The 22,488-nt window shown below is 65.3% G+C and carries 17 protein-coding genes; 9 read left to right on the plus strand and 8 right to left on the minus strand.

Annotated elements, in window-relative coordinates:
• The first annotated feature begins 16 nt into the window (after positions 1 to 16).
• From DPM12_RS08810 to DPM12_RS08830, 5 genes are all read left to right on the plus strand, one after another.
• Positions 17 to 1,099 (plus strand): peptidoglycan-binding domain-containing protein, encoded by a 1,083-nt coding sequence (locus tag DPM12_RS08810; RefSeq protein WP_164465318.1) that lies wholly within the window; start codon positions 17 to 19, stop codon positions 1,097 to 1,099.
• Complete coding sequence (locus tag DPM12_RS08815; protein WP_112257946.1) at positions 1,096 to 1,821, plus strand: ABC transporter ATP-binding protein; 726 nt, start codon at positions 1,096 to 1,098, stop codon at positions 1,819 to 1,821. The genes DPM12_RS08810 and DPM12_RS08815 overlap by 4 nt, the downstream gene beginning before the upstream one ends.
• Before the next feature lie 44 nt (positions 1,822 to 1,865).
• Positions 1,866 to 3,041 (plus strand): ABC transporter permease, encoded by a 1,176-nt coding sequence (locus DPM12_RS08820; RefSeq protein WP_112257947.1) that lies wholly within the window; start codon positions 1,866 to 1,868, stop codon positions 3,039 to 3,041.
• 28 nt (positions 3,042 to 3,069) lie between these two features.
• Complete coding sequence (locus tag DPM12_RS08825; RefSeq protein ID WP_112257948.1) at positions 3,070 to 3,720, plus strand: phosphatase PAP2 family protein; 651 nt, start codon at positions 3,070 to 3,072, stop codon at positions 3,718 to 3,720.
• Between the two features lie 135 nt (positions 3,721 to 3,855).
• A complete protein-coding gene (locus tag DPM12_RS08830; RefSeq protein WP_112257949.1) occupies positions 3,856 to 4,863 on the plus strand; it encodes a TerC family protein in 1,008 nt (335 codons plus the stop codon).
• A gap of 377 nt (positions 4,864 to 5,240) precedes the next feature.
• On the opposite strand, the gene DPM12_RS08835 is transcribed toward DPM12_RS08830, so the two are convergent.
• Complete coding sequence (locus tag DPM12_RS08835; RefSeq protein ID WP_146751904.1) at positions 5,241 to 7,508, minus strand: PQQ-binding-like beta-propeller repeat protein; 2,268 nt, start codon at positions 7,506 to 7,508, stop codon at positions 5,241 to 5,243.
• Positions 7,509 to 8,140: 632 nt separating this feature from the next.
• Here DPM12_RS08835 and DPM12_RS08840 point away from each other — a divergent pair.
• Entirely contained in the window at positions 8,141 to 8,851 is a 711-nt protein-coding gene (locus DPM12_RS08840) for a DUF1961 family protein (protein ID WP_112257951.1), read from the plus strand.
• Here DPM12_RS08840 and DPM12_RS08845 read toward each other — a convergent pair.
• The 5 genes from DPM12_RS08845 to DPM12_RS08865 form a co-directional block, all read right to left on the minus strand.
• Entirely contained in the window at positions 8,848 to 10,641 is a 1,794-nt protein-coding gene (locus DPM12_RS08845; protein ID WP_112257952.1) for a sulfatase, read from the minus strand. The genes DPM12_RS08840 and DPM12_RS08845 overlap by 4 nt on opposite strands.
• A 260-nt stretch (positions 10,642 to 10,901) precedes the next feature.
• On the minus strand, positions 10,902 to 11,129 hold the full coding sequence (locus tag DPM12_RS08850; protein WP_112257953.1) for a hypothetical protein: 228 nt from the start codon (positions 11,127 to 11,129) through the stop codon (positions 10,902 to 10,904).
• Positions 11,110 to 12,237: a transcriptional regulator gene (locus DPM12_RS08855; RefSeq protein ID WP_123788599.1), complete on the minus strand. Its 1,128-nt coding sequence runs from the start codon at positions 12,235 to 12,237 to the stop codon at positions 11,110 to 11,112. Before DPM12_RS08855 ends, DPM12_RS08850 begins: the two co-directional genes overlap by 20 nt.
• Before the next feature lie 63 nt (positions 12,238 to 12,300).
• A complete protein-coding gene (locus DPM12_RS08860; protein ID WP_158542828.1) occupies positions 12,301 to 13,227 on the minus strand; it encodes a lysylphosphatidylglycerol synthase transmembrane domain-containing protein in 927 nt (308 codons plus the stop codon).
• A 7-nt stretch (positions 13,228 to 13,234) separates the two neighbouring features.
• On the minus strand, positions 13,235 to 14,590 hold the full coding sequence (locus DPM12_RS08865; protein WP_158542829.1) for a Coenzyme F420 hydrogenase/dehydrogenase, beta subunit C-terminal domain: 1,356 nt from the start codon (positions 14,588 to 14,590) through the stop codon (positions 13,235 to 13,237).
• A gap of 134 nt (positions 14,591 to 14,724) precedes the next feature.
• On the opposite strand from DPM12_RS08865, the gene DPM12_RS08870 reads away from it, so the two are divergent.
• Both DPM12_RS08870 and DPM12_RS08875 read left to right on the plus strand, forming a co-directional pair.
• Entirely contained in the window at positions 14,725 to 15,987 is a 1,263-nt protein-coding gene (locus tag DPM12_RS08870) for a polysaccharide pyruvyl transferase family protein (RefSeq protein WP_112257957.1), read from the plus strand.
• 21 nt (positions 15,988 to 16,008) lie between these two features.
• On the plus strand, positions 16,009 to 17,742 hold the full coding sequence (locus DPM12_RS08875) for a glycosyltransferase family protein (protein WP_112257958.1): 1,734 nt from the start codon (positions 16,009 to 16,011) through the stop codon (positions 17,740 to 17,742).
• 15 nt (positions 17,743 to 17,757) lie between these two features.
• On the opposite strand, the gene DPM12_RS08880 is transcribed toward DPM12_RS08875, so the two are convergent.
• Positions 17,758 to 19,401 carry a glycosyltransferase family 39 protein gene (locus DPM12_RS08880; RefSeq protein ID WP_112257959.1) on the minus strand — a complete coding sequence of 548 codons (1,644 nt, stop codon included), beginning with the start codon at positions 19,399 to 19,401 and terminating at the stop codon, positions 17,758 to 17,760.
• Between the two features lie 163 nt (positions 19,402 to 19,564).
• On the minus strand, positions 19,565 to 20,674 hold the full coding sequence (locus DPM12_RS08885) for a glycosyltransferase family 2 protein (RefSeq protein ID WP_112257960.1): 1,110 nt from the start codon (positions 20,672 to 20,674) through the stop codon (positions 19,565 to 19,567).
• Positions 20,675 to 21,021: 347 nt separating this feature from the next.
• Here DPM12_RS08885 and DPM12_RS08890 point away from each other — a divergent pair, with 347 nt between their 5' ends.
• A complete protein-coding gene (locus tag DPM12_RS08890) occupies positions 21,022 to 22,413 on the plus strand; it encodes an endo-1,4-beta-xylanase (RefSeq protein WP_112257961.1) in 1,392 nt (463 codons plus the stop codon).
• Positions 22,414 to 22,488: the final 75 nt, after the last annotated feature.

Consider the following 22,488-nt stretch of genomic DNA (forward strand, 5'->3'; position numbering starts at 1 on the left):
CAGCGCAAACACGGTCATGTCCACCCTCATCTTGCGATTTCGTCGGCGATGGATGCTGGTCACCGGCGTCCTCCTGGTCGCACTCGTGGTGGCGTTCGCCGCCGCCGGGTTCGGCGGCGGCGAGCCCAGCACGACGGCCAGCAGCGGCGACGGGCTCCCGCCGGCGACGGCAGAGATCACGACCGAAACGTTAACCCAGACCCAGCACATCGACGGGATCCTCTCTCACGGAGAGCCGGAACCGCTGATCGTGCAGGCGACCTCCGGCGTGGTGACGTGGATCGCGGCGCCGGGAACGATCCTCGAGGAGGGCGAGGCCGTCTACGAGGTGGACGGCACGCCCGTGATCCTGGTCCACGGTTCCGAGCCACCGCACCGCACGCTCGACGTCCAGACTGTCGGCTCGGACGTCGAGCAGTTCGAGTCCAGCCTCGCCGACCTCGGATACGAGGGCTTCGACGTGGACGACACGTACAACGAGGATACGGCGACAGCGGTGGAAGCGTGGCAGGAGGACTCGGGCCTCGATCCGACGGGTGAGGTCCCACCCGGACAAATCGCCGTGGTGGAGCACGACATCCGTATCGCGCTCCACGGTCTCGACATCGGCAGCCGTCTCGGTGCCGAGCTCAATCAGACTGTCCTGACGTACTCCGGCACCAAGAAGCTGGTGAGCGTCCCGCTCGACGTCGACAAACAGCAGTATGTCGCGGAGGGGGACTCCGGCACGGTGACCCTTCCAGACGGCACCACTGTCGAAGGCACCGTGACGTACGTGGCTGCGGCGACGCAGGAGATCGAAGGTGAAGGTGGTGGCGAGTTCATCCCGGTCGAGGTGTCGATCGAGAACCAGGAGACCCTGGACGGCTACAACGCCGCACCCGTCACGCTCGACATCGTCACCGGCGAGGCTACAGACGTCCATTCCGTACCGGTGACCGCTCTAGTGGCACTCGGCGGCGGTGGTTACGGACTCGAAGTGCTCGAGAACGGTGAGACAAGCTACGTGCACGTGGAAACGGGGATGTTCGCCGACGGCATGGTCGAGATCAGCGGTCCGGGCATCTCCGAGGGCATGACCGTGGGGGTGGCGGAATGACCGTGAAGCAAAAACCCGTCGTCGTTCTGGACTCGGTGTCGAAGGTCTACGCCGCCGGAATCCGGGCGCTCGATGACGTCAGCATCACTATCGAAGCCGGCGAGCTGGTGGGGATCGTCGGCCCGTCCGGGTCAGGGAAATCGACCATGCTCAACGTCCTGGGCACACTGGACCGCCCGACGTCGGGAAAGGTCTTCGTCAACGGACATCACGTGGGTGAGCTGACCGACCGGCAGCTGTCGGCGCTGCGGGCGCGCACCATCGGCTTCGTGTTCCAGCAGTTCCACCTGGCGCCCGGAGTATCCGCGCTCGACAACGTCGCCGACGGGCAACTGTATGCCGGTGTCACCCGCGCCGTTCGGTTGCGCAACGCCGAGCGGGCGCTGATCCGTGTCGGGCTCGGCCACCGGATCGGGCATCGCCCACACGAGCTGTCCGGTGGCGAGCGTCAACGGGTGGCGATTGCTCGCGCGATCCTCGGTGATCCAATGCTGCTACTGGCCGACGAACCGACCGGAAACCTGGACACGACAGCAGGGGAAAGCGTCGTTGCGCTCCTACGCGAGCTGCATACGTCGGGTACCGCCGTGGTGGTCATCACGCATGATCATGAAATCGCTGATTCGCTGCCGCGACAGGTACACATGCGCGACGGGCGCATGATCTCGGAGGCGGCCATCGTGGCCGCAGTCGGACGGGGAAGCCAGGAGGTGTCGTCGTGAATGCCGACCGGAGACCAGGGGGCCGGGAGCTCACCCCGGCCCGCATGAACCTCGGTGACCTTATCCGCGTCGGGAGTGCCGGGCTACGGTCCCGCCCCACCCGGATCCTGCTGTCCGCGCTCGGTATCGCCGTCGGTATCGCCGCGATGATCTCGGTCATTGGTATCTCGTCGTCCAGCCGCGAGGACTTCAACCAGCAGATCGCCGCACTTGGCACCAACCTGCTCACTGTCAGTCCCGGGCAGGACCTGTTCGGGGAGGAGGCGCATCTGCCGGAGACGGCCGAGAGCATGATCGACCGGATCGGGCCGGTGGAGTCGGCTACCTCGGTGGGCATCCTGTCGGACACGATGGTCTATCGCAACGATCACGTCCCCGAGGAGAAGTCTGGCAGCATCGCGGTGATGAGGGCCCAGACCGGCCTGCTCGACACCATCGGTGGCACCGTGGCCGCTGGCTCATTCCTTACCGAGGCGATGCAGGACTTTCCTGCCGTGGTACTCGGAGCCACCGCGGCCGACCGGCTCGGTGTCGGGTCGGTCGGCCCGGAACAGCAAGTCTACCTCGGTGAGCAGTGGTTTACCGTCATCGGCATCCTCGACCCGGTCCCGCTAGCGCCGGAGATCGACACAGCGGCCCTCGTCGGCTGGCCTGTCGCGACCGACATACTCGATTTTGACGGCCACGCCACGACGATCTACACCCGCACGGATCCGGATGCAGTAGAGGCGGTACAGGATGTCCTCGGACCCACCGCAAATCCGGAGGCGCCACACGAGGTGGACGTGTCCCGCCCGTCCGACGCCCTGGCGGCGCAGCACGCCGCCGACGACACGCTCAGTGCGTTACTGCTGGGTCTCGGATCGGTGGCGCTGCTGGTAGGCGGCATTGGAGTAGCCAACACGATGGTGATCTCGGTTCTGGAACGCCGCGGGGAGATCGGACTCCGACGTTCGCTGGGAGCCACCCGTGGCAACATCCGCAACCAATTCCTCGCGGAGGCGCTGTTCCTGTCGACACTGGGAGGAGCCGGCGGGCTAGTCCTCGGGGTGGGTGTCACCACCCTGTACTCCACCATCCAAGGATGGCCGACCCTGGTTCCGGCGTGGGCCATCGCCAGCGGTATCGGGGCCACCTTGATCATCGGGGCGCTCGCCGGCCTGTATCCGGCGGTGCGAGCATCCCGACTTGCCCCGACCGAAGCGCTAGCCGTCCCCTGACGTCCGGGCCCTGGGTCACACTGGTGCCATGGAGGCAGCTACGTCCGGCCGGACGAATCGTGGTTTGTACGCCGGACTGGCCGCCGGCACGGCAGGTGCCGTGGTATTGGCCACCGTGGGTCTACTGCTCGACGATCACCTGCCACTGGTCGACGTATGGGCGCTGGATGTATTACGCACCACGCAGGGCGAGCCGGCCTACACCGTCGTGACCGCGGTGAGCGACGGGCTCGGCGCGGTGTGCGTCGGCGGTGCCGCAGCGGCCATAGCGTGGCTGGTCTGGCAGGCACCGCGGCACGCGTGGAGACTTGCACTGGGATATGTCCTGCTGTTTCTCCTCCTTGCCGGCTCGGCGGAACTGTTGAAAGCGGTGTTCGCCCGGCCCCATCCCGTCGGCATGGCCGACTGGAGTTTTCCGAGCGCGCACGTCGCCATCGTGGCCACGGCGACGCTTATCACCGTCGGGATCCTCGGAAGGCTCATCACACGATGGCGAAGGCATCTCGTGATGCTGGCGGTCATCGTCGTCGCCGTCATCGCCGTGACCCGGGTGTGGCTGGGTGAGCATCATGTCACCGACGTGGTCGCGACGGCGGCTGGTTACGCGGGTCTCGGATATGCCGGCCTGCGCTTGCTCGACACCTGGCTGGTCGCGCGCTCGGTGGACCGTGCCCCCTGAGCCGGCTGGCGATACCGTGAGAGTGTTCAACGCCATACGCGAAACCGCGGAGGGGCACCCGGGCGGAACCGGCCGTCGGACTACGCTTGGTTCTCGCGGATGTAGTACAGCGGATCTGCGCGGAGCGGAGGCAGCGTGCTCGATATCAGTGGGCTGACGTGGGGGGTGACGATCGGTCTGATCGTCGCACTGTTCACGGTCGACCTCGTCCTGTCCGCCACGCGTCCGCACGAGGTCAGGTTCCGCGAGGCGAGCCTGTGGACGGTGTTCTACATCCTCGTCGCGGTCGCCTTCGGCGTATGGTTCGCAGCCCAGCACGGTGGCGACTTCGGCACGGAATACTTCACCGGTTACATCGTCGAGAAGAGCCTCTCCGTCGACAACCTGTTCGTCTTCGTCATCATCATGGCCACCTTTGCCGTGCCGATCGAGCACCAGCGCATGGTGCTGACCATCGGCATCGCGCTGGCTCTGGTCATGCGAGCGATCTTTATCGCGCTCGGCGCCACCCTCTTGTCGCTGTTCTCCTTCATGTTCCTGCTGTTCGGCCTGCTACTCATCTACACGGCCGTGCAGCTGTTCAGGCACCGCGACGAAGACCCCGATATCGAGGACAATGCCGTCGTCAAGGTTGCCCGCCGCGTGCTGCCGATCACGCAGGAGTACGTCGGGGGGCGGCTGCTCACCCGCGTCGACGGCCGCCGCATGGTGACTCCGATGTTCATCGTGCTGATCGCGATCGGCAGCGTCGACCTGCTGTTCGCACTCGATTCCATTCCAGCGGTGTTCGGCATCACCGGAGAGCCCTACATCGTCTTCACGGTCAACGCCTTCGCCTTGCTCGGCTTGCGCGCGTTGTACTTCCTCGTGAAGGGGCTACTCGACCGGCTGGTGTACCTGTCTACCGGCCTGTCGGTGATCCTCGCGTTCATCGGTGTCAAGCTGATCCTGCATTGGGCACACGTCGACATCGACGAGCGTTTCCCCGAAATTCCCACGCTCGTCAGCCTCGCCGTCATCATTGTGGTGCTGTCCGCGGCGACGGTGGCGAGCGTGATCAAAGCCCGGCGGGACCCCGAAGCCAAGGCCCACTCCGGATCGTTGCGCGCACACCGCCAGGACCAGTCGACCGATCACCACTGAGGGGATGCCAACCAGGCATCATTAGGATTTGAGTCGATTGGCCACGTCGATGATTAGCGCTTCATGAGCCACGTCGAAATCGACTTCATCGATCACCGAGATCAGCCGATCCAAAACCGCTTCCATGGCCCGCCCTTTTCCGCGCTCAATCAATTTTAGTGAAACTTCCAGATGATCGGGCCAATCCTTCTAGGAAATATTCGACCGCGCGGACAAGCGCGGCCGGCGGCCCGAGACCCACGTAGGCTGTGTTGCCGATAGTCGAACGTTCCGGTTCCCCTCGTAGGGAAGTGTGAACGTTTCGCAGCGCGCAATGGAAGTCACCGATGCCCGACGCCGGTGGGTGACGGGGCATCCCCGTCACCCACCGGTCAGGATCAAGAAGACTGGCTGTAGGTCTGCACCTGTGACGAGTTCCAGGCGTCGTCGATAGCCCGGTACTCGAGCGTCTCTCCCCGCTTCACCACGACCGGCCGGGAGCCGTCGTACTCCGTCCAGTCGCCACCGTCAACGCGGTAGTGGATCGCAGGGTCGTCGTCGGTGTCGTCGTCGGCGCGCAACCACAGCACGGCGGCACCTCGACTCTTCGACGACGCAGGCTCGGCCGACACCTCCGGCGCGGTCGTGTCATCCGGCATCGTGTATCGCAGCAGGCGGGTGCTGGATCCGATGATGTACAGGTCGCCGTACCGATCGCGGGCCAGCTCCTGCACGCGCGGGCCGTCGTCGCCACCATAGAGAGTGGTGACCTCGCCGGTGATCTGGTCGAGCACAAACAGCTGGCTCGCGGCAGAGCCGAACAGACGGCCCTCGTCGAACAGCAACCGATTGTCATCACCGTAGCGATCGATCCCGGCGTCAGGGTCGATGTCGATCGTGCGGATGGTCTCTTTGGCTTCCAGGTCGAACTCGAAGACCGTCCGGCTGTCGGCGATGCCCCACAGGTGGCCGTCGTCGTCCATCGCCAGCCCCGACACGGTCGAGGCACCTGGCACCGGAACCTCCGACCACAGGGTTTCGGTTGACACCGGGTCCCAGGCAAACAGCACAGCCTCGTCGGTCACCGGGTCGACGCCGTAGCCACCTTCGATCGACGTACCGCCGAACAGCAAACCGTCGTGCTGGACCAGCGACACCGGCGACTGGTTCTCGACCACGTCGCGATACACCTGATGCGTGCCCTCGTCCGGCTGCCAGTGGGTGATGGCGCCGCCATGCTGGCCCGTCGTCGGGACAGACGCAATCGCGACCGTGCCGGGTACGGCGTCGAGCTCGACAAAGGCCTTGGTCCGGTTCTGGTCATCGCCGATCCGCAGCGGCGACGGCGGATTGGTCCGGTAATCCCACGGTTGCGACGGATCGTAGCGGTAGAGGTAACCCTGCGGGTAGCGACCGAAGACGAGATCATCACCGAACGTCCCGAAACCTTCGACCTGGCTGGTGCCATTCAGCAGCTCAAAGCCCTCGCCGTCCGGATCGTACTTACCCATACCGGGCGGGCTCAGGAAGGCGCCGGCGTAGATGTTCCCGAGCGGTCCGGCACCGAGGCTGATCAACGGGGCACCGGCGCCCATCAGGTCCGGTACCTGGTACGAGCCTTCTCCGGTTTCGAGGTTCCAGGCGTACGTGCGGCCCTGTCGCCAGTAGGTGAGCGCGAGCCAAGGACCGGTGCCGTCGAGATCGACCCACCCCCACGACTCCGGCGTGGCGTTGGGACTCTTGCCGGTACCGGTCAGCTCACCGGTACTGAGATCGTAGCGTGTGACCTCACCGTTCAGCCGCAGGTAGACCGCATCGGGGTCGGTCGGGGAGATCGGCGACACCCGCGCGTTCGCGCCGCTGAGCCGGTCCACCCATTCACCGGTCGTCACGTCCATGACGTGCATGTCAGTGGTGCTGACGAACAGGAGATCGTCACGCAGGTCCAATGCCGTGATCTTGTCCCCGGAGTGGTCCTCCGGCAATGCGATCTCGGTGAAGTCACCGCTGTTCCGGTCGTACTCGGCGAGGCGCGCGTTCGGCTGGGTGCCGACGTAGACCGTGTCACCGTCAGGGAAGATGGACCCGATGTACTGCTCGCCCTCGAGCGCCTGGCCGTGGTCGGTGATATCACCGGAGTCGGGATCGAGTGAATACAGCCGCCCGCCCGGGTAGGTACCGAACCAGACGGTCTCGTCGGGGCCGACCGCCACCGACCACACACGCTGGCCTTCCGGAGCCGGCCCGAGATGTTCGATCTCGGTGTCACCAGGCTGATATCGATACAGATGGCTGACGTCCGACGTGGCGAAGTAGATGGTGCCGTCCACCGGAGACTTCCCCAGGGTCCGCTGGCTGCTGTTGCCATACGGCACCCGGGTCTGCAGCACGTTCTCGTTCGTGCGCAGATTCATGACGGTGAACTCGGCGTTGGTGTTGGGATTTCCGGAGACGACGTAGTAGCCGAGGGGCGTACCGTCCGGCGTTTCCCCGATCGCCGAACTCAGCGTCTGCGCCTTGCGTACGGGCTCGCCGAGGTTGGTGATCGAGCTCTCGTCGGTGGTCGATACGGCCCCGGGTGCCGCGGCCGTACTCCCAGCGGACAGCCCGACAACCATAGCGGTCGCGGCTATGAGGGAGAATAGTACGCGGATCGGGCTCGTCATACAGACCCCTTTCCAGTAGGGACGGAATACAATTCCGTCATGTCCTAAACGTGGGTACAGAGTTTTCTCGGTCACAGGCATCCGCGTCAAGGGTTTCACGCGCCAATATGCCGCTTCCCTTCCCCGATCATGGTGCCAAGGCGCCAACCACACCGACGGAAACACACGTACGTGTGCTGCGATGATGCGGGCCGGCACGGCAACGTGACACGCGGATCGAAAGACACCATTCGGCGAGCAACAAAGCCCTGCTATCGCAGACAGCCGCCCGTAGACGACCACGCCGAGATGTCGAGCCCGGGCCTCGCACGGCACGAGATCATCCATTGACCGCTGCCGCGGATCCGAAGTACTACGACCGGCTGGTCGCGACCTTGCGAGACGGCACTGCACCGCGGAAGCACGCCGCGAGTGAGTACAATTACGGCGACATTTTAATTGAATTAAAGTCATTGACCTAATGGGTTCGCCTCGATATGGTCGTGCCCAACCACGAAGCCCCGCACCACGGGTGCGCCAGACGCCGGGAGAACGATGCGACCGTCCGGCACCGCTAATTGGCCAAGCGTCGTGTTCGGGCTGAGGAGGACATGTACGTGATCGATCCCACCTATGCGGGTGCTCTCCGGTAGATGGACCCGGAGGAGCGTCCCTATCGGATCGGCCGGCAGATCTATGCGAACCCGTTGTCATCAGAGGCCGACGTCGCCGATTTCCGCCTGGAAGGTTCGGCACACGTGACCTTTCCGCACGGTCGCATGCGGCTGGCGAACGTCCTCGATCCCGCGGAGGGGCAGCGAGCGAACTTCGTGCTCTGGTGTCCGCATGACCTCCCACCAGACATCGCGATCTCGTGGACGGTACTTCCGGTGCACGAGCCCGGCCTTTGCATGCTCTTCTTCGCGGCGGCCGGCAGGAACGGCGAGGACATCTTCGACTCCACGCTGAACGCGCGCGACGGGGAGTACGACCACTATCGCTACGGGGACATCAACGCTCTGCACGTGTCCTACTTCCGGCGCACTACTGCTGAAGCGCGCGCGTTCCGCACGTGCAACCTGCGTAAGAGCCACGGATTCCACCTTGTCGCTCAAGGCGGTGATCCCCTACCGGACGTCGACGAGATGCTCGAACCGTACCGGGCCACAGTCCTCACCTGCGGCCCCGACGTCGAGTTGTGGATCAACGATCTGCAGATCTTCACCTGGCACGACGACGGCCACAGCTACGGTCCGCCTCTCGGCGGCGGGAAGATCGGCTTCCGTCAGATGGCGCCCCTCGTGGCCGAGTACGAAGATCTTCAGGTGCACAGCGTCGAGCGACTCGCCGGACAGTCTCTCTAAGGCTCGGTGCTCGTCGGATCGAGCGCCGCGAGCTCCTCGGCGATGGCACGCACCGTCGGCCACGGCAGCAGCCCGATGGCCAGGGCGGCGGCACGGTACAGGGACAGATCCCCAGCGAGCCTCGCCACCGGGCCCGTGGAGATCTGCGGTGCGTGCCGGTCCAGGATCTCCGCCGCCGGCGCATGCGAGAGCAGGTCTGCCAGTGGCGAGTGGACGCTATAGGCGCCCTCCGGGAAATCCGCCGCAGCAGGTGGGGGTGCGGCGGCGCTCACGGCACGCTCGTAGTGTGCCCCGGCGAGGAGATGGGCGCCCGTGATCGGCCCATCGGCCGGCAACCCGAGCCGTTCGTACTGGCTCGCTGGCGCGTCGTTCGTCCGCATCAGCTCGACGAGTGCGCCAGCCATCCGCATTTCCAGTTCGTCGTCGACGAGCGGTGCCTCCTGCTGCGGGTCGTGGCGCAAATCGAACAGCAGGGTGCCGAAGGCATACGGGTTGGTAGCGCTGTATCCGGGAACCCTGAGCAGCGGCACGCCCTTGGTGAAGTCGAACGGTGCGGCGAGTTCGGCCGGACGGAGCTCCTGGGGCGCGAAGTGTCCACGCATGTGCGTGGGCATGAGCGTGTGCTCGAACAGGGGCGTGTTGGACTCGGACACGGGCGAGCGCATGTACACGTAACGGCCGTCGGTCACGCTGACGTGACCGCCGAAAGCTCCGAACAGGCCGAACTGGCGTACGGGGGTGTCGTCGGCGATTGTGCCGGCGAGCGGCGCCCCCTGAACGTCATCCGGGATGGTGACGCCAAAAAAGTCCAGCATGGTCGGCGCCAGGTCGATGGTCTGCACCAGGCTCGCCCGGCGCTCGCCCGCCACCCGGGAACGCGGATCCCACATGAACAGGGGCGTGTGGATCGTCTCGTCGTACCAGGGAGGCGCGGCCTTGCCCCACCATTCATGCTCACCTAGCAGGAAACCGTGGTCGGTGCAGACGATGAGCATCGTGTCATCCCACAGCGAGAGCTCGTCCATCAGATCGAGCACCCGGCCTAGGGAGTCGTCGCACATGCTCAGCAGCGCCGCGTACCGGTGGCGCACGTGCGCCGCGGTGGCGTCGTCCTCGACAACCTGCTGGTAGTCAGGCCAGTCATGCTCCGGGCCGGAATAGTCCTCCGGGTACAGCTTGTGGAAGCTGGGATGGCTGAAGAAGGGCTCATGCGGGTCGAACGTCTCGATCTGCACCATCCAGCCGTCCTCGCCGGCATTGGTCCGGATGAACTCGCAGCCGGCGTCGAACGTGCGCGTCTGCGGGTGGGTGCTGAGGTCGTCCATGTACCGGCGATTGATCAGATCCTGCCGCCACTGGCGGTGCCGATCGACCCTGAGCGTCTCCGGGATGTCCGGGCCCGCCACGCAGCCCTTCCAGGGATCGCCCTCCTGTCCGCGGACCAGCTCGAACGTGCTGTAGCGCGGATGGTACGTGGCGCCCCCGTCTTCCCAATAGTGCTGATGGTCCGTGGCTAGGTGCGTGTGCACGCCCGCCTGTCCCAGCAGTTCCGGCATCGAATCGTCGTACGGTTCGAGCGGTCCCCAACTGCGGTGGAGGAAGTTGTACCGTCCGGTGTGAAGCTCGCGCCTGGCTGGAGCGCAGGGCATCGAGCCGGCATAGCAGTTGTCGAAGGTCGCCGCCCGCTCAGCCAGGCGGCTGAAGTTCGGCGCATGGACCCAATCCGCACCGCCGTAAGGGGGAAGGTAGCGCCGGTTGAGGCTGTCGAACATCACCAAGATGGCCTTCATGAACCCGAATCCCTCTCATTTCCCGCCCGACGCGGTGGTTATCTTCTTCATGCCTTGCGTACCTCCTCGCCGAATCAGGCGAGATCCAGGGCGACGAATATCGGACTGGCTTAAATTACTGTTGCGGACAGTCCTAGTCAAAGGATCCCCTGGAACAACGGTGGCATGCCCGTGACATTTTCCAGACACACGCGGCACAGATTCACAGTCACCGGCCGGGAGGCACCAGGAACGAGCGCGACCGGGAGGAGCGCCGCTCCTCAGCGAGGAAGTTTGTCGACGAGAAGCTGATACGGCCGCGGTGGGCGACCGACCTTACTGGATCGCGCAGGCGGCATCGGCCACGCCAACCCCTCGTCGACGAGGGTGTTCAGCATCCGTCGCGCCGTTCGCAGGGTCACGCCCAGAAGCTCGGAGACTCGCTCCGCATCGACGACCCGCTCGTCGCCGGGCTCCTCACCCAGCTTGTCAGCGAGGCGCGCCAGCATCTCGATGGCCTTCGCGTCCTTCGCCGGCGGCTGGACCGGCTGGGCGGGACCGGCCTGGCGCCCCGCCGGCAGTTGGAGGATGGTTTCGCCGGGAGCCACCAGGTAGGCCACGTCCCCGTTGACCGTAGCCGCCTTGTCGACAGCCGACTGCGCGTTGAGGCTCTGCCTCGCGGGTGGTGCGGCCGAGCCCCAGCCCCACTTCCAGATTCACGCCAACCTCGCTCGTCAACCGTCCGAGGAACGGCGCGACGGTGAGCTCGTCCGTGGCGATATTGAGCGAGCCCATCGTGGTCACGATCAAGTAGCTGTGCTCGTCGCGCGGGAGCACCGCCGCATCCATGGGCCGGGCCTCGCGGAGCAGCTCCCGGTACAGCGACAGCTTCAGCTCCTGATACCAGTAGTTGCTCGGGCTCGCGTGCGGGAACGCGCCGCTAGGTACCCGGACGATCGCGGTGACGATGCGGGACTCTTCCAGCTTGGCGCCGCTGCCCATGAGCGCGGCGGTCTGCAGCACGTGCCGCAGGGTCGCGCCCGCCGGAGTCATCTTCAGCGACGGCACGCCGGTATCGGCGAGGGCGGCGGCCACACTGGGCACCGTGGTGACCGCACCGGTCGTCTCGCCGCGCTCGTACAGGCCGCGGTGGAATTCGAAGAACTCCTCCGCCGACTCGGGCTCCACGTACTGCTTGACGTGCACCTGACGCGGGTCGAGCTCCAGCTCGCGATATGCCGCGTGCAGATCATCAGGTGACACGGAGTCGACGCTGATCCGCAACGGGTCGAAGATCTCTTCCAGGGCACCGCGCAGGAGCGTGCCGTACAGCGCGGCTCCCCCGACCGGAGCGTATGTGGCGGGAACGGGCAGATCGCCGTGGCGCATTGCGACGTCGTACGGCAGCGGCCCGGCGAACAGGATGACGTCCACCCTCGATGCGATCTTGGCCGCCTGTGCGGGCGCCTCGTGCTCGTCGCCGTAAACGGCAGCGACCAGCCGCCAGGATGGGTTTCCGGAGTTGCGCGCGACGCCCATGATCCGATGGACGATCTCATCGCCCCCGACGACACCGATGGTGATCTCCTCGCGCGTCCCACTCCCCGGTTGGTGCATGAGCTGCTCCTGCTGATAATCGCGCGTACCTATGCCGTCCATGGTCGCACCGGTGATCGGGGGCTACGCCCGGCCACGTACCACGCCACCCACGACCGCGGCACTCACGACGTCGACCACGATGAACAGCACCCGGACGGTGAGCGCCACGGCCGCCGCGACCCCTGCGGAGCTCAGGCTCGCCGCCAGCGCGACGAAGACTGCCTCACGTACGCCGATACCGCCGGGAGAACCGACGACGACGAACCCGACGAACCACGACACGACCGCAGCGAATACCAGGTTGCGCGGATCCGGCGCGACCGGAGCGAGGGACACCGCCACCAGCCAGGTCGACATGCCGATGGCCACCCACGCCGGAACGTGCCACAGGACCAGCACGACAGACTCAGGCCACCGCGGCACCGGCACGTCCAGCTTGCGGCCGCTCACCCTGCGGCCGAGCCGCAACACGCCGTTCACCACGCGTGGGTGCAGGCCGAGCACGCCCACGGGCAGCACTAGCAGCACGAGCCACCAGTCACCGGCCGTGGTACCCGCATCCACTACGTCGAGCAGCAGCGCGACCACCGCGGTGAGCAGGGCCGCCAGATAGGTCACGACCATCGACAGCACCGTGCTTGCGTAGGCCGCCGCGCCCGGAACTCCACCACGCCGGGCCATCTCACCGCGGCCAACCACCGGCCAGATCCCGCCCGGCACGTACTTGCCGAGCTGGCCAACGTAGTAACGGTACAGGGTGTCGACGACGGAACGTCGAACCCCCAGCACGGCGAGGCACCGCCGCCACCCCAGGCCAACGAGCAGCATCCCACCGGCCCCCACCAGCACAGCCGCCACGAGAGGCACCGGCGTCGCGCCCGAGAGCGACGACCTCACGTCGTCCCAGCTCCGCAGTAACTCACGAAGGACGAAGGCCAGGCCAGCCACCGCGATGAGCGAGCCGATCCACCGGCCGGCCCGCCGCACCGTCAAGGGTTTCCCGGACACGGCCGCACTACCGGAACATGGCGGTGGTCTCGCGGGTGGCCGCACGATCCGCGGAGGGGTCGCGGCCGGCGCGCAACACCCGGTGGGTGAACCAGTCCCAGTACCGGGAGAAGTATCGCCCGAGTTCCTTGGTGGCCTTGCGCCAGAACAGGTAGCGGTAGCGGCGGGCACGCTGCAGCTCCAGCTTGCGTTCCAGCTCGTGGTGGAACTCCTCGACCTCGCTGCGGCTGGCCAACTGCGCGGCCGGACGGTTCGGCCCGTCCATCACCGGACGGTGCAGCCCTCGCTCGTCGAGGTAATCGGCGTACGCATACGCGAAATTGCCGAACGCGATCCGCGGCTTCTGGGACTCGCGGATCTCGTTGACCGTGACCTCGGTGAAGACCACCCGATCGGAGTCTGCCAAGTCCCGCACCAGCTCGTCGCTCTCGGGGCGCCGATTGATCACCAGACTGATACCGGCTTTGGTCGACAGCGTGCTCGCCAGCCAGGCATCACCCACCACGATGTCGGCGAGGAAGTTCGCATGGTTGATGCACAGATGGCAGCGCCGGGTGTTGAAGCTGCGGTCGAAGGCCACCTGGTAGCCGAAGTCGAGCCGGCGACTCGTCGCGTGCTCGCGCCCGTCGTCGGTCCAGATGCGAAGCTTGCCGATGGGCCCGCCACCCCGGTAGGAGACGTCGACGATCCGATCGGGGTCGATGCCCTTGAACTCGCAGATCGCCCGGATCGAGTGCCAGTTGTACTGCCAGCCGCATAGCAGTCCGATGGTGGTGTGGATGCGTCCCCTCAGGTGCGGTTCGTGGGTGAAGATGTAGTTGTAGATGCCCTCCAGTTCGCACGGAATCGCGGCGACAACGTAGCGGCCCTCGTTCTCCCGCAACAGTTCCAGCACCCGGTGTTTGGGGAGGTTGTGGTAAATCGATCCGGGTAGCTGATCGACCTCGGCCACGTCGGTGATCAGCCCCGGCGCGAAGTTCAGGCCCTCGACATGCTTGAGCACGATCGCGCCGTCGACGTCGTCCCGCGACAGAAGTTCGATCAGGAGTTCCTTGATCATCCCTCCCGAGCTGGCCTGGTGATTGCGATCGCCATCGGTACTCTGGGCCAGCATCACGCTGTGCACCACACCATAGGCGCCCTGCTCCGCACCGGGGAACAGGAGATCTTGCAGGCGGGTGAAGTCGACCTCGATCGCCGGGCAGACGTCGGCTGCTGCTTGATTCCCGGGATGGGACGGCTCGAAGATCTGCTTTTCCGGGTGGAGCTTCAGCTCGATCGACGGGTCGGCCAGCACGCAGGCACCGCACGCGATGCACAGGTCGTTCTCCAGAACGCCGCGCAGGTCCGCCGGTCGACTCATGATCTTTTGCTCCGTCATCGTGATTACCACACCCACGCTCAGCACAGCTAGCTGTGACACCATACGCTGAGGCCGCTCAGCTTCGCATCACCGGCAGGAGAGGCTCGCGGGCGACGAGGGGAGGAACGAGGCTGATGACCATGTACGCCATCGTCGGCGGCACGCTGTGGGGGAACCGGGGTGCGGAGGCCATGGTCACGACGACGATCGGCCGGATACGCGAGCGCGACTCCGATGCGTCGTTCCTGCTGATGTCCTACTTCCCGGATCGCGATCGCGAACTCGTGCAGGACGACGCCGTGCAGGTCGTCGATGCTCGGCCGGCGCGAACGGTGGTGCAATGGCTGTTCTCGCTGTCGAGCCGCATCACCCGAATCCTCGGTCTCCGCCTACCAGATTCGATGCTTCCCTCATCGGTGCGCTCGCTACGCCGATGCGACGCCCTGTTCGACGTATCGGGTATCTCCTTTCACGACGGCCGTCTGGCCGTCGTCGCCTACAACCTGATGTGTGTCTGGCCCGCCCTGCTGTTGAAGGTTCCGGTCGTCCGGCTCTCGCAGGCGATGGGGCCCTTCCGGCACCCGCTGAACCGCATACCGGCACGATGGGTGACATCTCGCTCGTTGCACACGTTCGCGCGTGGGAACCTCACCGCCGGGTACGTCCGCCAGCTCGGTGTCCGATCCGACAGGTGGAGCATCGCGGCGGATCTCGCCTTCGCCTATCGCCCGGGCGACAGTTTGACCTCGGAAAACGAAGAGGCGGTGAACAAGTTACGGGCCCACCTCGAACGTATCCGGGACGGCGGGACTTCCGTCGTAGCGCTGGTTCCCAGCTCCCTCGTCTGGAAGAAGATGGCCCGCGAGGGCGGTGACTACGTCTCGTTGCTCCACGGGCTGATCGGTGATCTCCATCAGCGCGGGCTGCACGTGCTCGTCATGCCAAACGCGACCCGCGCCGATACCGATGCCTCGCGCAACAACGACATCGCCGTGATCAGAAAACTGCGGGAACGCATCGACACCGACCCCGCCAACGTCGACTCGGACGGCGTGAGCTATGTGGACGTCGACCTCAACACGGCCTCGATCCGGTCCCTGGTCGGCCTGTGTACACTCCTCGTCACCTCCCGCTTTCACGCCATGGTGGCGGCTCTGGCGCTGGGCGTACCCACCCTGGTCATGGGCTGGAGCCACAAGTATGAAGAGGTTCTGGACATGTTCGGAAGCACCGCCGACGCGGTGGACTTCTCCGCGGCCGAGAAGAACGTTCTTCCAATGGTCGATCGCCTGCTCGCCGAGCATGATGCGGTCCGCGGGCGCATTCTTGAGGCCCTCCCCCACGCCGTCGCATCGGCCGAATCCCAATTCGAGCTCGTCGATCGACTCCATCGGTAACCGGAAGGAAAGCGGGACGACGTGCTGTCGAGAGCGTCCGGGACGGCTTCCCGGAACGAGGTCGCCAACGAGCGCGTGATGCGCTGGGCGCCCACGGCGCTCGGCGTCGTCGCGGGGCTTGTCCTCGTGGTCCTTGCTGGACAGGCGTTCCTCGGTGCGGCCCAGATCGGGATATCCACCGACGAGCCCGTACACCAGGCGCGAATGAATCAATGGTTCGCCAACGGTTGGTACCTCCCGCCGTACTTCTTCGATCACGGTGTCATCGACCCGGCCATCGCGACCGGCCGCAAGCACTCCTACGGCGCGGCGTTCGGCATTTTCGGCCACGTGGCCGCCGTCATCACCGGCGCCGAGAGCTGGGGAACCACGGAACCGACCGCCGCGGCTTACACGGCGCGTGGATTCGCCCTCGTCACGCTCGGACTGCTCGGGGCGCTGGCCGTGGGATACGCACTTCTCGTCACCACGGGCAGGTGGGTCATCGGAGCCTGGGCCGCCGCGGCAACCTTCGCGATCCCGCTGTGGGTGGGCTACAGCATGTTCGCGGTGAAAGACATCCCGGTTGCGACGGGATGGACCCTCGTCACGACCGGCATGATCATCGCGCTCGTCCCCACAACGCGAAGATTGCGCCCGGTCACCGTCACGCTCCTGTGTTTCGCTGGTGTGTGGTTCTCGTTCGGCGCGCGGACCGCGCTGTGGATACCGCTCGCCGCGTCGGCGATCACGTTCGCCTTTCTGGTGGGCTGTAGCCCGTTCCGGCAACGGATCGCCACGAGCGTCAGGGGCGTGGCCATCGGCTTGGCTTCGGGCTTGGTGGCCGTCGCGATCTTGCATTACCGCAATGTGGCCACCCCCGTGGAGTGGCTGGTTAGTGCAGTCTGGACGGCAGGAGATTTCCACTGGACGGGAACCACGTTGACTGCCGGGCAGCTCGTGAGCGAGAAACCGCCCTGGTGGTACATACCAGCCTGGCTCGGCGGATCCACCCCGTTGCTGGTGCTCCTGCTGTCAATCATCGGCACCATCCTGGTCGCCCGGCTCGTGCTGCGTCGCCAGCACCACACGACCGGTGCGCTCAGTGATCGCCTGAGCCACCCGCACGCCGGGATGCTCCTGTGGGTTCAGCAGGCACTTCTCCTGCCGGCCGTCTCCACCATCGGCGACGCCACGATGTACGCGGGGCTGCGCCAACACCTGTACATCGTGCCCGCACTAGCTGCTGTCGCCGGGTTCGGTGCGTACTGTATCGTGCAACGCTTCGGGCGCGGATGGCCCAGCGCCGCCGTCACCGTGCTGCTGATCCTCGCCATCGCGGTGCCGGCGTGGGAGCAGAGCCGGCTGTTCCCGTACAACTTCGTCTACAAGAACGTCGCGGCCGGCCCGGTCAACGACCGCTGGGAAACGGATATGCACTGGGTATCAGCGCGCGAAGCGCTCGCCCGCGTGCCTTCCGACGAATCGGTGCGTTGTTACACGAACGCGGTCGTGCAGCCTCCAGACGATGTCGTCGAAGCATCCGTGCACTGGTGTGACGAGGACGACCAGGTGCGCGCGTTCCTCGACGAACAGGGCAGTGACGGCACGCCGGAGCGAGCTCCCGGCCAGGCGTGGGTCATCGCACGCAAGTACCGGGGCACGCCACCTGCCGAGGGGTGTGTGGAGCACGACAACATCACCCGGCCCCTCCGTGGCGAGAACGTCGTGATCTCCTACGTACTGACCTGCGAGCCTGCCGCCCTGCAAGAGTGATCCCGCGAGCGCCGGCTACTGCTGGTCGACGGCGAAGACGATGAACCCCCTGCCGCGACTGTCGAGTTGGGGATGGTGCAGATCGTAGCGTTCGCCGAGCCATTCGAGGGTATCCGGGAAATCCGCGGTACCCAGGTGTGGAAACAAGAGAATCAGATAGTCGTGCTCGGCTATCACCGGCTCGACGCGAGCCAACGTCCGTAGCTCTCCCTCGCGTTCCTCGTCGATGGACAACGGCTCGTGAACGCGCACGCTGTCGCTGAACTTCTCGAAGTAGAACGTCGCCAGGGACATGTCGCGGTGCGACGCCTCGAGCACGATATACCTGCTGTCCTCGTCGGCGTGCACGACGTCGACGACTCGCTGCACGGACCCGCGCCAGTCGTCCTTCGTGGCGGTCGCGGCGCGGTACGTCCCGGGAAGGATCAACGTCGCGATCACGACGACTGTCACGACCGCCGGAGTCGCTGCCGGGAGCTCACTGCCACGCACCCGCCTCCACGCCCGTCCTACCTGGCGAACCGCTTCTTCGACCGTCAACACGACGAGCGGTGCCAGCGGAACGACGCAGAACAGGAAGTAGCGCATGTTGTAGCGCTCGACACCGAGTGTCGAGAAGACGATATAAACCGCAACCATGGGAAGGACGAGCCACGCCACGAGATAGGCAACGCTCCAGGCCCGCTGTCGATCGACGCTGAGACCACGTCCACGAGCGAGCTCCACCAGCGAGCGCGCGAGCAGCAGGATGGCCGCGACCAGCCCGGCCCACGCTACGAGACGCGGGGGGTCGATATTCGGATACACGACGCTATCGAGTAGCAACTCCCCCGGAGACAGCACCCGACCTTCGACCGGATAGGCGTCCGCGCGGCGATCGACGTCGTCGATCAACACCCGCCCCCACACCACGGCGAAGATCGCGCCCTGCAGCAGATACATTCCGATCGCCGTGCCCAGTCCCGGTAGCCAGCGCCGGACGGGCCACTCGCGTAGGACGAAGACTCCCACGAAGGCGGCCTGGGCCACCCAGAAGAAGACCGTGTAGTAGTGCGTGAGCAGCAGGGCCGCATTGGTGACGGTGAACAGTATCGCTGGTGGTGAAAGCAGCGTGACCCGCCAGCCGGAACTCGCGCCGGACCGCAGCATCCGCGACAGGAGATATGACGAGAGGGTCACCAGGAAGACCGTCTGGGCATATGACCGAGTCTCGAGCGCGTAGTAGAAAGGCAGGTACATCAACGCGAAGATGGCCGCGGATGCCAGCGCCACGCGCCGCGCGAAGGCATGTCTGAGCAACGCGTAGAGGCACAGGGTCGCCAGGGTGACGTACAGGTTCGACAGCGTCCTGGTGGCAGCCTCGGAATCCCCGAACCAGTTCATCCAGTGGAAGAGAGTGAACTGGTACAGCGGGGGGTGGACCGAATTCTCGGCCAGATTACGTACGGCCTCGATGGCTCCGTCGTTCCATCGGCCGTAGACCGCGACCGAGTACAGCTCGTCGAGCCAGTACGAATTCCACCCGGACAGCAGCCATCGGGCCAGGAACGAGCCCACGAGTATCGCGATGATTACTATCTCGTCCCGGAGCCACGTGCCGAGATGGCGGGAAAGCCCGCGCCCGGACGACGCTTCCCCCGCTACGCGTGTGCCCGTCATCGCGCCGCCGGAGATCGCCGCATGGTTTCAGTCTAGATGCGCCATCTATGCGGCCTGGACTGGGAGGTTTCTCCTGCCCTGCACGCTGAGTGCCCCTAAGCGACGATCGGAAAGCGCTTGCTCACGTGCGTTCAACGTGCAACGCACGCCATGAGAGCGGCCCCTACGCTTGGCCTGCCGGCGTGGGAGGGCCGACGCCGACCTCGCCATCCTGCGGCCGGGAAATCGACCGTACTGGTAACGGATGGACGCGTTCGGCCACATGCCGAAGTGGGTCCTCCCGCGCGACCTCCCGATTGATGATCATTTCGGCGAGCAGACCCAAGCTGACCAGTTGCATCGCCAGCACGACGAACAACACGCCCAGCAGCAGCAGTGGCCGGTCGCCGATGGCCTCGTCCGCGAACAGCCACAGTCCGGTGAGATAGCTCAGAATCGCCATTCCGAGCAGTCCCATGAGGAGCCCGACACCGCCGAACAGGTGGGCGGGGCGGTGGGTGTAGCGCGTGAGGCTCATGATCGTGAGCAGGTCCAGCCCGCCGCGGGCATAACGTTCGAGCCCGAACTTCGAGGATCCATACTGGCGCGGCCGGTGGTTGACCGACTGCTCCACCACCCGGAAGCCTTGCGCATGGCTGATCGCGGCGAAATATCGATGCATCTCGCCGTAGAGTGGCGTGTTCACGAAGACTTCACGGCGCGCGACCTTCAACCCGCAGTTGTGATCGCGGAGCTTCAACCCCGTCACCGCGCCAGTGAGAAAGTTGAACACCTTGGACGGGATTCGCTTACCCAGCGGGTCCCGACGCTGAGCCTTGTGGCCTGCCACGACATCAGCTGGTTCGGCCAAGCGCGCGATCATTCCCGGGATCTCCGCGGGATCATCCTGCAGATCGCCGTCGAGCGTGACGATGATCTTTCCAGTCGATGCCGCGAACGCCGCTGCCAACGCTGCCGACTTGCCGAGGTTTCGGCGGAAACGAAGGCCACGAATCCGGGAGTCCGGCCCGCTCAACCGCACGATCTCCGACCACGATCCGTCCGTGCTGCCATCGTCGACGAAGACGAGCTCCCACTCCCGGCCGGCGACATCGTCAGCTGTCCGGGAGTCCAAGACGGTGGTGATCTCCCACGTCAACTGCTCCAGGGACGCGGCCTCGTCCTTGACGGGAACCAGAACGGAGATGTCGACCGCCGTCATCGCCGCGGTCATCTCGGACATCTCCGTGTCCGAATACGTGGACACGTCAGAAGATGAGTTGATCAGTGTCATCGAGATTCCTTGCTCGATCGTCAGGAGTGCATGCCGCGCATCCCGTCGGGAAATGCTCCACCAGCATCGAGGATCGAGGATCCCGGTCCACGCGTTCCGCCGTCGACCGTTCCGCGATGCATGTCATACGTTTTGCGAGCTCGGCGCATGGCACGTCCATGTCATCACGCCCGGCCCGTGCCGTCCAGTCCGGCCACCGCCAGTGGGTATTGCTCCACTCCGAAAGTTGCGGCATACTCTATGAAAGTTTCATGAAACTCTCGGCGTTGGCTCAGGTCAGCGGGCCGGACGCCAACGGTGACGTGGCTAGCCATGACGGCAAGAGTCCCCGTTCGTAAGGTCCCAGCATGATCACTCACACACCACACCGAGTGGCCCTCACCAGCGCGGCGCTCGTCGCCGCCGGGCTCATCGTCACCAGCAGCTCGGCCACCGCCCAGGAGACACTGCGCGGCGCGGCCGACGAACAAGGCCTGCGCATCGGCGCTGCCGTTGCCAACGGTCCCCTCAGCAACGAGTCCCAGTACCGCGACGTCCTCAGCACCGAGTACAACGGTGTTACGGCCGAGAATTCCATGAAATGGGAGTCCCTGCAGCCCAGCCAGGGACAGTTCAACTGGTCCGACGCGGATGAGATCGTCGACTTCGCCCAGTCCAACGGCCAGTCCGTGCACGGTCACACGCTCGTGTGGCACAGCCAGACGCCGAACTGGGTGCAGAACCTGCAGGGTCAAGACCTGCAGGATGCGATGGAAAACCACATCAACACCGTGATGGGACGCTACGCGGGCGACGTGGAATCTTGGGACGTCGTCAACGAACCGATCGGGGACGACGCGAACTTGCGGAACTCGTTCTGGATGCAGGAACTGGGCGAGGACTACATCGCCGAGGCGTTCCAGATCGCACGATCCGCCGACCCGAACGCCAAGCTGTACATCAACGACTACAACATCGACGGCATCAACGCGAAGAGCGATGCCTACTACGATCTCGTGTCAGACCTGCTCGACCAGGGCGTGCCGATCGACGGGATCGGTTTCCAGGGCCACCGGGTGCTGGGAGACGTGCCCAGCTCGCTCGAGGACAACATCCGCCGGTTCGCCCAGCTCGGCCTGGAAGTCCAGCTCACCGAGATAGACATCCGGATCGACACTCCTGCCAGCGACAGCGAGTTGGAGCAGCAGCGGGACAACTACGAGGAGATGGTGAACGCCTGCGTCTCGGTGAACGGCTGTGTCGGCGTCACCACATGGGGAATCACGGATCGGCACTCCTGGGTGCCCGACCAGTTCGACGGGCAGGGCGCGGCCCTCCCCTTCGACGAGAACTACAACAAGAAGCCCGCCTACTACGGGATCTTGGAAGCGCTCGGCGGCGAGGGAGACCCCGGCAACGGAAACGGTAACGGCGACACCGCCTGCGAGGTGAACTATTCCGCCAATGACTGGGGTGGCGCACCCGGATTCACTGCCTCGGTGGATATCACCAATACCGGGTCGGGCACGATCGATGGCTGGACGCTGGAATTCACCTTCCCCGGCGATCAGACCATCACCGACAGTTGGTCCGCCGATTGGTCGCAGAGCGGCGCCGACGTGACCGCGACCAACGCGAGCTGGAACGGCACCATCGGGCCGAACCAGTCGATCTCCATCGGCTTCAACGGTTCCTATACCGACAGCAACCCGGCACCCACCGAGTTCACCCTCAACGGGGAGCCCTGCACCACAGGTTGATTCTCATGTGACCCCGGACCGCGACTCCGGGGTCACCACTTGTCCCTTACTCCATCCTTCGTGCGTGCGCTGGTC

It is taken from the genome of Phytoactinopolyspora halophila (assembly GCF_003287285.1).
In the GTDB taxonomy this organism is placed as follows: domain Bacteria; phylum Actinomycetota; class Actinomycetes; order Jiangellales; family Jiangellaceae; genus Phytoactinopolyspora_A; species Phytoactinopolyspora_A halophila.